The 13,088-nt window shown below is 63.6% G+C and carries 11 protein-coding genes; 2 read left to right on the forward strand and 9 right to left on the reverse strand.

Annotated features, from left to right (window positions below):
- Positions 1-53: 53 nt before the first annotated feature.
- The 9 genes from G572_RS0106545 to G572_RS0106585 all read right to left on the reverse strand — a co-directional run bounded on the left by G572_RS0106545 (position 54) and on the right by G572_RS0106585 (position 11,202).
- A complete protein-coding gene (locus tag G572_RS0106545) occupies positions 54-1,685 on the reverse strand; it encodes an ABC transporter ATP-binding protein (RefSeq protein WP_029057785.1) in 1,632 nt (543 codons plus the stop codon).
- Positions 1,682-2,086, reverse strand: a complete 405-nt coding sequence (locus G572_RS25855) for a hypothetical protein (RefSeq protein ID WP_084649921.1) — start codon at positions 2,084-2,086, stop codon at positions 1,682-1,684. The genes G572_RS0106545 and G572_RS25855 overlap by 4 nt, the downstream gene beginning before the upstream one ends.
- Positions 2,086-2,328: a hypothetical protein gene (locus G572_RS22840; RefSeq protein WP_037545975.1), complete on the reverse strand. Its 243-nt coding sequence runs from the start codon at positions 2,326-2,328 to the stop codon at positions 2,086-2,088. The genes G572_RS25855 and G572_RS22840 overlap by 1 nt, the downstream gene beginning before the upstream one ends.
- Before the next feature lie 34 nt (positions 2,329-2,362).
- The gene (locus G572_RS0106560) at positions 2,363-3,523 is read right to left on the reverse strand and encodes an ABC transporter permease (RefSeq protein ID WP_029057787.1); all 1,161 of its coding nucleotides are present in this window, start codon (positions 3,521-3,523) and stop codon (positions 2,363-2,365) included.
- A 4-nt stretch (positions 3,524-3,527) separates the two neighbouring features.
- On the reverse strand, positions 3,528-4,637 hold the full coding sequence (locus G572_RS0106565) for a microcin C ABC transporter permease YejB (RefSeq protein WP_029057788.1): 1,110 nt from the start codon (positions 4,635-4,637) through the stop codon (positions 3,528-3,530).
- A gap of 85 nt (positions 4,638-4,722) precedes the next feature.
- Positions 4,723-6,609: an extracellular solute-binding protein gene (locus G572_RS0106570; protein ID WP_037545979.1), complete on the reverse strand. Its 1,887-nt coding sequence runs from the start codon at positions 6,607-6,609 to the stop codon at positions 4,723-4,725.
- On the reverse strand, positions 6,606-8,498 hold the full coding sequence (locus G572_RS0106575) for an extracellular solute-binding protein (protein WP_051241779.1): 1,893 nt from the start codon (positions 8,496-8,498) through the stop codon (positions 6,606-6,608). Before G572_RS0106575 ends, G572_RS0106570 begins: the two co-directional genes overlap by 4 nt.
- 269 nt (positions 8,499-8,767) lie before the next feature.
- Positions 8,768-10,147 carry a diguanylate cyclase domain-containing protein gene (locus G572_RS22845; RefSeq protein ID WP_051241783.1) on the reverse strand — a complete coding sequence of 460 codons (1,380 nt, stop codon included), beginning with the start codon at positions 10,145-10,147 and terminating at the stop codon, positions 8,768-8,770.
- Positions 10,148-10,644: 497 nt separating this feature from the next.
- Positions 10,645-11,202, reverse strand: a complete 558-nt coding sequence (locus G572_RS0106585; protein WP_029057791.1) for a c-type cytochrome — start codon at positions 11,200-11,202, stop codon at positions 10,645-10,647.
- 206 nt (positions 11,203-11,408) lie between these two features.
- Between G572_RS0106585 and G572_RS22850 the strand changes: the two genes are divergently transcribed.
- Positions 11,409-12,173 carry a 3-deoxy-manno-octulosonate cytidylyltransferase gene (locus tag G572_RS22850; RefSeq protein ID WP_037546153.1) on the forward strand — a complete coding sequence of 255 codons (765 nt, stop codon included), beginning with the start codon at positions 11,409-11,411 and terminating at the stop codon, positions 12,171-12,173.
- Between the two features lie 16 nt (positions 12,174-12,189).
- Entirely contained in the window at positions 12,190-13,080 is an 891-nt protein-coding gene (locus G572_RS0106595; protein WP_029057792.1) for a prephenate dehydratase, read from the forward strand.
- Positions 13,081-13,088: the final 8 nt, after the last annotated feature.

Here is a 13,088-nt window from a genome sequence, read left to right on the forward strand (position 1 = left end):
CGGCGCTGGTGGCACGTGACGGACCGTCCAAAAGTCCCTGCCTCCACCTCTCCCTACTCGCTGACGATCCCCGCGCCCGCCGTTTCCAGGCGGAAAGCGGCGGCCATCAGCGCCTTGGTGTAGTCGGTCTCCGGCGCGTCGAAGATGTCGGCGGCCGGCCCGGCCTCGACCACCTTGCCGGCGCGCATGACGACCACCTCGTTGGCAAGCGCACGCACGACTTTCAGATCGTGTGATATGAAAAGATACGCGAGATTGTGCCGGCGTTGCAGGTCACGGAGCAGGTCGACGACCTGTGCCTGGACGCTCATGTCGAGCGCGGAGGTCGGTTCGTCCAGCATGACGAATTTCGGCTCCAGCACCATGGCGCGGGCAATCGAGATACGCTGACGCTGACCGCCGGAAAACTCGTGCGGATAGCGAAACCGCGTATCGGCATCGAGACCGACCTCGACAAGGGCGGCGGAGACCTTGGCGTCGCGCTCGTCCGCAGAGATCGACGGGAAATGCACCTCCAGCCCCTCGCCGACGATATCGGCAACCGACATGCGCGGGCTGAGCGAGCCGAAGGGGTCCTGAAACACCACCTGCATGTCGCGCCTCAGCGGGCGCATTTCCTTGGAGTTCAGTCCCTCGATCTCGCGCGACCCGAACCGGATCTTGCCGGTCGAGGAAATCATGCGCATCAGGGCCAGTCCCAGCGTGGTCTTGCCCGAGCCGCTTTCGCCGACGATGCCGAGCGTCTGCCCCTCGCGCACGGTCACATCGATCCCGTCCACCGCCTTGATGTGATCGACGGTGCGGCGCAGGAAACCCCGCTTCACCGGGAACCAGACCTTGACGTTTTCCGCCGCGACGACGATGGGCTTGCGGTCGTCGGTCACCGGCGGGTCGCCCTTGGGTTCGGCTGCCAGAAGATGCTGCGTGTAGGGGTGTTCGGGTGCGGTGAAAATCCGCTCGACCGCACCGCTTTCCACGATCTTGCCTTTCGTCATCACGCAGACCCGGTCGGCCACTTTTCGCACGATGCCGAGATCATGGGTGATGAACAGCATCGCCATGCCGGTGTCGCGCTGGATGTCCTTCAGGAGCTGAAGGATCTGCGCCTGAACGGTCACGTCGAGCGCGGTCGTCGGCTCGTCGGCGATCAGGAGATCCGGCTCGTTGGCCAGCGCCATGGCGATCATCACGCGCTGGCGCTGGCCACCGGAAAGCTGATGCGGATAGCTCTTCAGCCGGGATTCGGGGTTCTGGATGCCAACCTGTTCGAGCAGTTGCAGCACACGGGCGCGCGCGGCCGTGTCGCTCATGCCCCGATGGATTTTCAGGACTTCGGCGATCTGCTTTTCCACCGGATGCAGCGGATTGAGCGAGGTCATCGGCTCCTGGAAGATCATCGAGATCTCGTTGCCGCGAATGCGTCGGAGCCCGGCATCGTCCGCCTTGAGCACATCCTCGCCGTTGAAGAGCACTTCGCCGGTTGGATGGGACGCGGCCGGATAGGGCAGCAGACGCACGGCCGAAAGGGCGGAGACGGATTTGCCCGACCCGCTTTCGCCGACAAGCGCGACCGTCTCGCCCTTGCCGATATCAAAGGAGATCCTGTCGACAGCCAGGTTCGTCGCCCCGTTCTGGGTGAAGGCGACGGAGAGATCGCGCACGGAGAGGAGCGGCAGGTCAGTCATTGGCGTTGATCCAGAATTGCCCGAAGGGTTTGAACAGTGGGGGAGACAAGGCCAAGTGACGGAGCAGACCGGCTCCATCCCCATCTCGAATGGGTCAGTTCGATTTCCCTTGGAAGCTTGTCATCCGTTGTCAGCACATGACTACACTTGAGGCCGATCGCGGTCGAAAGGTGAATGGAATCCGGCAACTTCACGGACGGATATTGATTGCGGAGAACAGCGGCGAACCACAATACTTCACGAGTGACCGGCCCGACATCCAACCAGGTATTGTCCGTGGCAATCCAATTGTCATAAAGCTGGATCAGATCGTCGTTGCGGTCCCGATACGGTCGAACCAGCAATTCGGCGAGCAGGATGAAGATATTCGTATCGGGATAAAGAGACCGAATGGGTGGCATTAGTCATCCCATTCGTCGCGCAGGGCCCGCACGCGCTCTGTCGCTTCTTCGATTGAGACTTGTTTCTTGAGGTTGCTTCGCACGCGCTCGAGATCGGCTTTCAGGGTTTCGACCGTGGATGGGGCGCGTTTCCCGTTCTCTGTCTCTATCGTAATGTTCACGAACGCACCTGATGGAAGACCCGCACGCAGATCCAGAGGCAGCTTCTCCGCCGGGTAGTGCTTCTTTATGATCCTGTTCATGGCCGACTTCCCGATGGTTTCCTCAGCAAGACTATCACGTAAAGCTCTTGCGGGGGTCGAAGGCGTCGCGAACCGCCTCGCCGATGAAGATCAACAGGCTGAGCATAAGCGAAATCACGATGAAGCCGGTGATGCCGAGCCAGGGCGCCTGAAGATTGTTCTTGCCCTGCGCCAGAAGCTCTCCGAGCGAGGCCGATCCCGGCGGCAGGCCGAAGCCGAGGAAGTCGAGCGCCGTCAGCGTCGAGATCGATCCGTTCAGGATGAAGGGCATGAAGGTCAGCGTCGCGACCATGGCGTTGGGCAGCAGGTGCCGCCACATGATCTTGGCGTTGCCGACGCCCAGCGCGCGCGCCGCCGTGACATATTCGAAGTTGCGCGCCCGCAGGAACTCCGCCCTGACCACGCCGACCAGCGCCACCCAGGAAAAGGCGAGGAGGATTGTAAAGAGCGTCCAGAAGCCCGGGATCAGCACAGACGAGACGATCAGGATCAGATAGAGCGTCGGGATCGCGGTCCACACCTCGATGAAGCGCTGGAACAGCAGGTCGAGCCAGCCGCCGTAATAGCCCTGCACGGCCCCCGCCGCGACGCCGATCACCGAGGAGGCGAGCGTCAGCGCCAGGCCGAACAGCACGGAAATGCGAAAGCCGTAGACCAGCCGCGCCACGACATCGCGGCCCTGGTCATCCGTGCCGAGCCAGTTCCAGTTGCCGACGATGCAATTTGGGTCTTCCGCACCCAGCGGATAGCGGCTGCAGCGCTCTTCCTTGTCGAGCATCCAGGACGGCGGCGCTGGGGCCGGCACCGGGATCTCGTTGTTCACCGTGCGGTAGGAATAGCGGATCGGCGGCCACAGCATCCAGCCGTTGGCGTTGATCTCTTCCTGGATGAAGGGATCGCGATAATCGGTGATCGCCAGGAACCCGCCGAACTTCTCCTCCGGATAGTCGACGAAGATCGGTGCCAGCACCTCGTCCTTGTAGACCACCACGATCGGCCGGTCGTAGACGAGAAGTTCGGCGACCAGCGACAGGCCGAAGAGCACCAGAAAGATCCAGAACGACCAATAGCCCCGGCGGTTGGCCTTGAAGTTGGTCAGTCGGCGCCTGTTGATCGGCGAGAGGAACCCGCGCGGGCGTCCGATGGTGTCGGCCTTGCCGGCGGCCGGCTGCTGCTGCGTGGAACGCTGATCCATCGCCTCAGACCTCCCGGCTCTCGAAATCGATGCGCGGATCGATCCAGGTATAAGTCAGGTCGGAAATCAGGTTCACCAGAAGGCCCATCAGCGAGAAGATGAAAAGCGTCGCGAAAACCACCGCGTAGTCCCGGTTGATCACAGCCTCGAAGCCGAGCAGCCCCAGGCCGTCGAGCGAGAAGATCGTTTCAATCAGGAGCGACCCGGCGAAAAACGACGAGATGAAGGCCCCGGGAAAGCCGGCGATCACGATCAGCATGGCGTTGCGGAACACGTGACCATAAAGCACCTCGCGTTCCGACAGCCCCTTTGCGCGCGCGGTCTGGACGTATTGCTTGCGGATCTCGTCGAGAAAGGAATTCTTGGTCAGGAGCGTCACCGTGGCGAAGGCGGAAAGCACCATCGCCGTCAGCGGCAACACCAGATGCCAGAAATAGTCGACGATGCGCGCCGGCCAGGAGAGCTGGTCCCAATTCTCCGACGTCAGCCCGCGCAACGGGAACCAGTCGAAGAACGAGCCGCCGGCGAAGAGCACGATCAAAAGAACGGCGAAGAGGAAGCCCGGGATCGCGTAGCCGACGACGATCACCGCAGAAGTCCAGACATCGAAGCGCGTTCCGTCCTGCACGGCCTTGCGGATGCCGAGCGGGATCGAGATCGAATAGGATATCAGCGTCATCCACAGGCCGAGCGAGATCGACACCGGCATTTTTTCCAGGATGAGATCGATCACCGCGATGTCGCGGAAGTAGCTTTCGCCGAAATCGAAGCGGGCATAGTCCCACAGCATCGTGGCGAATCGCTCGAGCGGCGGCTTGTCGAAGCCGAACTGACGCTCCAGGTCCTTGATGAACTCCGGATCGAGCCCTTGCGCGCCGCGGTACTTGGAGCCGGCGGAGCTGTCGCCGCCGGAGCTTTCCGCGCCGCTGCCGGCAAAATCGCTGCCGCCCCCGGAAATCCGGGCCGTGGCAGACACATCCGTGCCCTGCAATTGTGCGATCACCCGCTCCACGGGACCGCCCGGCGCGAACTGGATGATGACGAAGTTGATCGCCATGATGCCGACGATCGTCGGCACGATCAGCAAAAGCCGCCGCAGGATATAGGCGCCCATCGTTTCAGCTGTCCTTGTTTGTCGTAACGATGTGTCTCGTGACGATGCGCTCAGCCGCGCCAGCGTGACATGTCATGCGCCGCGGTCAACCGCCCTTGCCCAGGCGCTTCGCCTTTTGCGGATCGACCCACCAATGCAGTTCCGGGCGGAAATCATAGTCCGGCGGATCCCCCGGCCGTCCAAAGAGATCCCACATGGCCACGGTGTGCACCGGTTTGTTCCAGTGTGGCACCCAGTAGTAGCCCGCGCGCAGCACGCGGTCGAGCGCGCGCGCGGCCACGGTCATGCGTTCGCGCGACGTCGCCGAAAGCGCAGCGTCGATCAGCGCATCCACAGCCGGACTGCGGATGCCGGACAGGTTGTTGCCACCCGGCGTCTCCGCCGATCTCGATCCCCAGAGCTGGCGAATTTCCTCGCCGAGCGTCGCCGAGAGCGGGAAACGGCGCGACACAACGTCGAAGTCGTAGGTGTTGACCCGCGACTGGTATTGCGCCGGATCGACGACCCGGAACCGCGCCTCGATCCCGAGCCGCGCAAGCCCCTTGGCATAGGGAAGAACCACACGCTCGAAAGTCGGCGAGTTCGACAGGATCTCGAACCGGAAGGGCGCCCCGTCCGGGGTGAGCAGCGTGGCGCCGTCCCGGCGGCAGCCGGCGGCGCGCAGCAGCCGGTCGGCCTCGCGCAGCATCGTGCGGTCGTTTCCGGACCCGTCGGAGACGGGCGCCAGAACCGCCGGCCCGAAAACCGCCTCCGGCAGGTCGTCGCGAAACGGCTCCAGCAACGCCAGTTCCTCGGCCGACGGCTCGCCCTCGGCAAACATCGGCGAATTCTGGAAAAAGGAATGCGTGCGCTGATAGGCACCGAAGAACAGCGACTTGTTGGTCCATTCGAAATCGAACACCAGGCCCAGCGCCTGGCGCACGCGCACATCGGAAAAAATCGGGCGACGGGTGTTGAGGAACCAGCCCTGCCCGCCCGAGGGGCGGCCGTCGGGGATTTCCTCGCGAATCACCCGCCCCTCCTCGACGGCGGGAAAATTGTACTCCGTCGCCCAGGTCTTGGAGGTGAACTCCTCGCGAAAGGTGGTCGTGCCCTTCTTGAAGGCCTCGAACCCGGCCGTGCGGTTTCGGTAGAACTCAAGTCGCAGCGTCTTGAAGTTGAAGTGCCCGCGCGCGACGGGAAGGTCCTTCGCCCACCAGTCGGCGACGCGGTCGTATTCGATGAAGCGGCCGATCTCGTGTCGCGCGACCTTGTAGGGCCCCGACGACAGCGGCGGGGTCAGCGTCGTTCCTTCAAAATCGTAGCGCGCATAATAGGCTTTCGACAGGATCGGCATGCCGGTCACGGCAAGCGGCGTCATGCGCGACTGGCGCCCTGTGAAACGCACAGCCACGCGATGTGGCGAGAGAACCTGCGCTTCCGCCATTTCCGTCAGGGTCTGGCGGATTGCGGGATGGCCCTTTTCCTTCAGCGTCGCCAGCGAAAAGGCCACGTCCTCCGCGGTCAGGGGCGACCCGTTGTGAAACCGCGCGTCGCGACGAAGGTCGAAGACATAAAGGTTGCCGTCCGCGGACACCTCGACCGTTTCGGCGACGAGCCCGTAGACCGCGTCGGGCTCATCGAGTGCGCGCACCATCAGCGTGTCGAAACACAGCTCCATGCGCGGAGGCGCGTCTCCGGTCAAAATGAAGGTGTTGAAGGTGTTGAACGTCTGCGGATTCTGGTTGAATGCCCAGGACGGGGCGGTGAAGGCCATCCGCCCGCCCGACGGCGCCGCCGGATCGACATAGTCGAAATGCTGGAAAGACGGGCCGTATTTCAGGTCGCCGAACACCGACAGGCCGTGCCGCGCGCCCTGCGTCGCCTGGGCGCGGGCGCCCACGACGGGACCCACAGCAGCCGCGGCAAGCGAGGCCGAGCCAACAAGCAGGCCACGGCGCGTGATCGATGCAAAGCTGGCATCACCGTTCATCCCGGCCTCCCGGCCTTGGCGGCCTTTTCGGCATCCCACCACCAGATCGACGGGAACCCGTGGCTGTATTCGGGCAGGTTCTCCGGATGGGAGAACCGGTTCCAGCGCGCGGTGCGATCGACGTCGATGTACCACTGCGGCACCACATAGGAATGCGCCATCAAGACCCGGTCGAGCGCCCGCGTTGCCGCCACCAGCTCCTCGCGGTCGGAAGCGAAGATCACCTTTTCGATCAGCGCATCGACGCCCGGGTCCTGAATGCCGGCATAGTTGCGCGACTGCGCCCTGTCGGCGGCCTCGCTGCCCCAGAAGTCGCGTTGCTCGTTTCCAGGCGACAGCGACTGCGCCCAACCGAGCGTGGTCATGTCGAAATCGCGCTCGCGGATCCTGTTGACGTATTGCGGCGTGTCGACGACGCGCAAGGTCATCTTGATGCCGATGCGCTCCAGATTGCGCGCATAGGGCAGCACATAGCGCTCCGAATTCGGATCGTTGTCGACAAACTCGATCTCGAGCGGCGCGCCCGTCTCAACGTTGACCATCTGCCTTCCGCGCAATTCATAGCCGGCTTCCTTCAGAAGCGCGACGGCCTTGCGCATGTTTGCGCGCAGCCGCGCGGGGTCGCCGTTGACCGGGTTTTCATAGGGTTCGGTGAAGACGCGCTCGGGCACCAGGTCGCGCACGCTTTCCAGGATCTCCAGCTCCTTGCCTTCCGGCAGGCCACTGGACGCCAGCTCCGTGCCGGCGAAGAAGGAGGGGATGCGCTTGTACTGGTCGAAGAAGACCGTCTTGTTCGCGGTCTCGAAATCGAAGACGAGATTGAGCGCCTGGCGCACGCGAAGGTCATCGAACGGCTCGCGCCTCAGGTTCATGACGAAGGCCTGCATCATGCCGCGTGCCTTGTCGGGGAAGGTCTCAAGCACCACCCGGCCCTGTTTCACCGCCGGAAAATCATAGCCCGTCGCCCAGTTCTTGGCGCTGTTCTCCGCCCGGAAATCATACTGGTCGGCCTTGAACGCCTGAAGCAGCACAGTCTGGTCACGGTAACTGTCGTAGCGCACCTTGTCGAAATTGTTGGTGCCGACCCGCGCCGGATGGTCCTTCGCCCAATAGTCCTTCACCCGTTCGTAAACCACGAAACGCCCGGGCTCCATTGCCTTGAGGCGATAGGGGCCGGAGCCCAGCGGAAGCTCAAGCGTGCTCGAGGCGATGTCGCGCGGCTGGCCGTTCGCGCCCGTGCCGGTCCACCAGTGCTTGGGCAGAATGATCATCTGCCCGACGATCTTGGGCAATTCACGGTTGCCGGGGGCATCGAAGGTAAAGCGAACCGTACGCTCGCCGACGGCTTCGGCCTTGGCGACGTGACGATAATAGAACGCCTGGCTCGGATTGACCTCGATCAGTTTCTCGAAGGTCCACAGGAGGTCGTCGACGGAAATCGGCGTGCCGTCGTGCCAGCGCGCCTCCGGGTTCAGCCGGTACTCCACCCAGGCATAGTCCTCGGGGTAGCGGAACGCTTCGGCAATCAGCCCGTATTCCGCGTTGATATCGATCTCGTCGAGCGCCGGTTCCAGCAGCGAATCATACATCAGCCCGAGCCCCGGCGCGGGATTGCCCCGCGACAGGACCGGATTGAGGGTATCGAAGCCGGAGGGGTCCGACAGGCGCACGGTGCCCCCCTTCGGCGCATCCGGATTGACATAGTCGAAATGCCTGAAGTCTTCCGGATACGCGGGATCGCCCGTCAGCGCTCCGGCATGACGCCAGGCGGGATCCTCCTGCGCCCGCGCCGTATCGCCGCCGGCGGACACAAGCACAAAGGCCAAAAGGCCCAGAAACAGCGGAAGGATCTTCACGGGCAGGATCTGTCGCAAGCAAGGAGTCTGCATGATGATCGCTCGGGTCCCTTTGCTGGCGCCCTGCTCCCATCGAAACGATGGACCGGCGCGTGACGGTTTAATGTCCATGATGACTATATTAGGGAACCGGATGCCATCCCGACAGCGGCGAAACGCTTCATGACCAAAGTTTAATCGGATCGCGCCGGAGGCGCCGCCAGGAGCACGTCCCCTGACGCGCGGCATGGAGCCGCGCTGGAGCCGTCGCGAAGACGGGGGTGCGCAGCGACCGGCGATGCGGGGGGCGCGCTTGCGATTTTCTAGGCCACCGCTTCCTTGTCGCGATACATGCGCTTGTCGGCGAGCGCCAGTATGTCGGAAATGCTGGTCGCATCGTCGGGATAGGTTGCCCAGCCGACGCTGACCTGAATGGAAATCACATGATCGCCAACGCGCACCGGATCGTCGAAACTCTGCCGCAGCCTGTCGGCGAGATTCGCACTGCTGCGCTGCAGGATGAGCCCCGGCACCACAACCACGAACTCATCGCCGCCGATGCGGGCGATGGTGTCGGATTCGCGCGTTTCCGCACGCAGCCGGTTGCCGATTGCCCGCAGGACCATGTCACCCACGGCATGCCCGAAGGTGTCGTTGATCGGCTTGAAGCCGTTCAGGTCGATGAAGAACACCTGGAAGCCGATCCCGGTCCGCTCGCTTAGCGAAGCCAGCTGCTCCAGCCGGTCGACGAGCAGCCGCCGATTGGGCAGGCCCGTGAGATCGTCATGCAGCGCCATCGCCCGGGCGCGCTGCTGCGCATAGACCAGAAGCGCCGACAGAACCGCCAGGAGCGCCGTTGTCCCGACGCCGGCCAAACCGGCGAATCGGCTTTCGGCCGAGGTGCTCACCCATCCGTCAATCGGGCGTCCGGTGATCTGCCATTCACCATTGGGAAGGGTGACGGGCAGCGTAACCGCGTCTCCCAGAAAAAGCGCGGGATCGCCCATGATCATGGCGCCGGACGCGCCGCGACCGTCCACGCCGCGCAAGGCAAAGGCGTAACCGCCGATCTCGGGCCGGATGCCCGCATGTTCGAACAGATAGTCGGTGTCCACCACGACCGAGGCGACGCCCCAGTAGCGTCGCTCCGCCGGTCCGCTGTCGTTGTCTCCCGGCAGCAGGATCGGAGACCGGGCGATAAGGCCGCGGCCGCCCTGAACGAGATCCACCGGTCCGGCCACGAGCGTGCGGCGTTCTTCCATCACCCGCCTGACGGCGGGCCACTGGGCCTTGTTCCTGGTGTAATCCAGACCAACCGCCCGTTCGTTTCCCTCCAGCGGATAGATGTAGCGAACCACATTTGCCGGCGCGAGCGCCAGAATACGGATTGCGGGATCGGACGCAGCAATTTCGCGGGCGAAACGATCGAACTCCGATTGCGTGACCCCCTGGTTGATCGCCGCGTAGCTGACCAGGCCCTGGGTAATGTAGACCGTGGCACTGACCGCGCCTTCGAGCCGGGCGCGGACTTCGGAGAGACGGCCAAGGGTTTCGGATTTCTGCTGTTCTCCGGCACGCTGCTGCAGGAGGACGGTCACATAGCGGGTCAGGGTCAGCCCAAGCAGACACACGAGGACGATGACGCCGATCACGATCAGCCGGTCCCTGGCACGGCTTTGCGGGATTTCGCCCCCCCGGGTCACGGGAAAGCCTTCGCCGCCCGTTCCCCCGACCGGGACCGATGACAGAGCAGCAAGCGGTCAATGACCGGTCTTTGAGCGATCTCGCGATCAGACGCGCGCGCCGCGCGCAGGCATGCCCGTAGCGCATGCGGAGCATGAAGCCCCCATGCCGCCGGCATCACAGAAAAAAACATTTCATGCGTTGGAATAACCCTTCCCCCACACTGCACCCCCAACCAAGGCAAGCTTTATAGACGAAACTGGTTAAAAAACACAGTCCACCTTCGTTAAAACGACAGATACCTATGGTAAACAAAGCCAATAACTGCCCGCAACACGAGCACAACTCCTTGCATCTACAATCTCTTCCTCTGCGTCAAAGTTGCATGAAAGGCGACCCCGGCCACCGAACATGCCTCACCGCAGGTCCAGACCGTCGAAAAGGCACCGACTCATGAAAAAAGGCCGGGAAGACCCGGCCTTTTCAATTCCCCAATTTCCACAGACGAGCGCCCGTCTTACTGGGCAGCGTCGGGAAGCGGCACCGGCTCGTCCGACAGGGTCCGCAGATAGGCGATCAGGTTGGCGCGATCCTCGGGTTTGCGCATGCCCGCATATCCCATCGACGTACCAGCGACGAGTTGCTTGGGTGCTGCGAGAAAGGCGTCGAGGTTGTCGTAGGACCAGGCTTCTGTGCTGTCGCCGTAGTCCTGCATCGCACCGGAGTAGCGGAAGCCGTCGACCCCGGCAGGTTGCCGGTCAACGACGTTCCAGAGCACGGGACCGACCTTGTTGGGGCCGCCCTGCTCGAAGGCATGACAGGAGGCGCAGGCGCGAATGAGCTTCTCGCCGTCCTCTGCCGATGCGCTCGCCAGCCGAACGCCGATCGGCGGGACATCGGGCTCGATGACCTCGGCTTCTGCCTCGTCGTCGGCTGCGGCGATGACGATTTCATATCCGGGCTTGTCCGGCTCGGACGGGGCGAAAATGATATCGGACAGAATGCCGAGGCCCATCGTCACGAGAAGGACGAACAGGACGGCGCCGGCAATCGTGTTTAGCTTGGCAGAATTCATTCCCGCTGGCTCCAACTCCATCGGCTGGCAAGGGGACGCACATGCGGCTCCCCCCGCGCAACCCCGCGCGTGGTGAAAAAGTCGCCGGAAACTACAAAGTTTTTGACGCTCGTGTCCATAGGTTTAAAAGGGCAATCCATGATACAAAACATCGCATCGCCCCTTCCCCGCAAATCACCGTGCCGAACCGGGCACGCGAGGCGTCCGTGACCCGGGACGCACGCGGCCGTGCACTCGTCGTCATCCCGGCCCGGATGGCCTCCACCCGGCTGCCGGACAAGCCGCTTGCCGACATCGACGGCCGGCCGATGATCGTGCATGTCCTGGAGCAGGCGCGCGCCGCCGACATCGGTCCGATCATTGTCGCCTGCGACGATGCGCGCATCGCGGTCGCGGTGGAGACGGCCGGCGGACGCGCGATCCTGACGGACCCGGCGCTGGCCAGCGGCTCCGACCGGGTTCATGCCGCTGCGGAGGCCGCGGATCCCGATGGCGCCTTCGAAACCATTCTCAACCTGCAGGGCGACGTTCCGATGATCGAGCCGGACGCGATCCGCGCCGCCTTTGACCCGCTCGAGGATCCCGCCGTCGACATCGGAACGATCGCGACCGAAATCCGCGACGCGGCAAAGCGCGACGATCCCGGTTTCGTCAAGACGGTGGGAACGCCGGTGGGGGACGAGCGGCTTCGCGCGCTGTATTTCACGCGTTCCACGGCGCCAAGCGGACCGGGGCCGTTGTATCAACACCTTGGGATCTATGCCTACCGGCGGGCGGCACTCGCCCGATTCGTCGCGCTGCCGCCGTCCTGTCTGGAGCGACGCGAAAGCCTGGAGCAGCTGCGCGCGCTTGAAGCGGGCATGCGCATCGACGTCAGCCTGATCGGCAGCGCCCCGATGGATGTCAACACGCCGGAGGACCTGGAGGCCGTACGCGCCGCTCTGCGCCACCGGCGCTCCCTTTCCTCATGACCCTGGTTCACCGCCCATGACCGCAAACAAGAAGATCGTCTTTCAGGGCGAACACGGCGCCAACTCGCACACGGCCTGCCGCAATGTCTATCCCGACTTCGAACCGGTCCCCTGCGCCACCTTCGAGGACTGTTTCACCGCAATCGAGAGCGGAGCGGCGGAACTCGGCATGATCCCGGTGGAAAACTCGGTGGCGGGACGGGTCGCGGACATTCACCATCTCCTGCCGCGATCCTCGCTCCAGATCATCGGCGAGTACTTCCTGCCGATCCGGTTCCAGCTCATGGCCCAGCCAGGCACCAGGATCGAGGATCTGAAAAGCGTCCAGAGCCACGTCATGGCACTCGGCCAGTGCCGCAACATCATCCGCGAGCTCGGTCTGCAGGCCATCGTCGGAGCGGACACGGCCGGCTCCGCGCGTATCGTCGCCCAGGGCAAGGACCCCACCGCGGCGGCACTCGCCCCGGAAATGGCGGCGGAAGCCTACGGGCTCGAGATCCTGCGCCGCGACGTCGAGGACGCCGCCCACAACACGACCCGCTTCCTGATTCTCTCGCGCGAGCCACTGCGCGCGGCGAACAACGGGCCGACGGTGATCACCACCTTCGTGTTCCGCGTGCGCAATGTTCCCGCCGCGCTCTACAAGGCACTTGGCGGCTTCGCGACCAACGGCGTCAACATGACGAAGCTGGAATCCTACCAGCTCGAGGGGCAGTTCTTCGCCTCGATGTTCTATGCCGACGTGGAAGGACACCCGGACGACCGATCCGTGTCGCTGGCGCTTGAGGAACTGGAGTTCTTCTGCGCCGAGCTGAAACTGCTCGGCATCTACCGCGCCGACCCGTTCCGCGACAAGATTCGCGAACCGGAAGCCAACCGGGCGCTTCGCCCGACACCTGGAATCTGAACGAATAG

Origin of the sequence: Stappia stellulata DSM 5886 (genome assembly GCF_000423705.1) — a bacterium.
Lineage (GTDB): Bacteria > Pseudomonadota > Alphaproteobacteria > Rhizobiales > Stappiaceae > Stappia > Stappia stellulata.

Excerpts from the sequence above, each read along its gene's own strand:
- G572_RS0106545 (WP_029057785.1), bottom strand. The coding sequence starts at position 1,685 with ATGACTGACCTGCCGCTCCTCTCCGTGCGCGATCTCTCCGTCGCCTTC.
- G572_RS25855 (WP_084649921.1), bottom strand. The coding sequence starts at position 2,086 with ATGCCACCCATTCGGTCTCTTTATCCCGATACGAATATCTTCATCCTG.
- G572_RS22840 (WP_037545975.1), bottom strand. The coding sequence starts at position 2,328 with ATGAACAGGATCATAAAGAAGCACTACCCGGCGGAGAAGCTGCCTCTG.
- G572_RS0106560 (WP_029057787.1), bottom strand. The coding sequence starts at position 3,523 with ATGGATCAGCGTTCCACGCAGCAGCAGCCGGCCGCCGGCAAGGCCGAC.
- G572_RS0106565 (WP_029057788.1), bottom strand. The coding sequence starts at position 4,637 with ATGGGCGCCTATATCCTGCGGCGGCTTTTGCTGATCGTGCCGACGATC.
- G572_RS0106570 (WP_037545979.1), bottom strand. The coding sequence starts at position 6,609 with ATGAACGGTGATGCCAGCTTTGCATCGATCACGCGCCGTGGCCTGCTT.
- G572_RS0106575 (WP_051241779.1), bottom strand. The coding sequence starts at position 8,498 with ATGCAGACTCCTTGCTTGCGACAGATCCTGCCCGTGAAGATCCTTCCG.
- G572_RS0106585 (WP_029057791.1), bottom strand. The coding sequence starts at position 11,202 with ATGAATTCTGCCAAGCTAAACACGATTGCCGGCGCCGTCCTGTTCGTC.
- G572_RS0106595 (WP_029057792.1), top strand. The coding sequence starts at position 12,190 with ATGACCGCAAACAAGAAGATCGTCTTTCAGGGCGAACACGGCGCCAAC.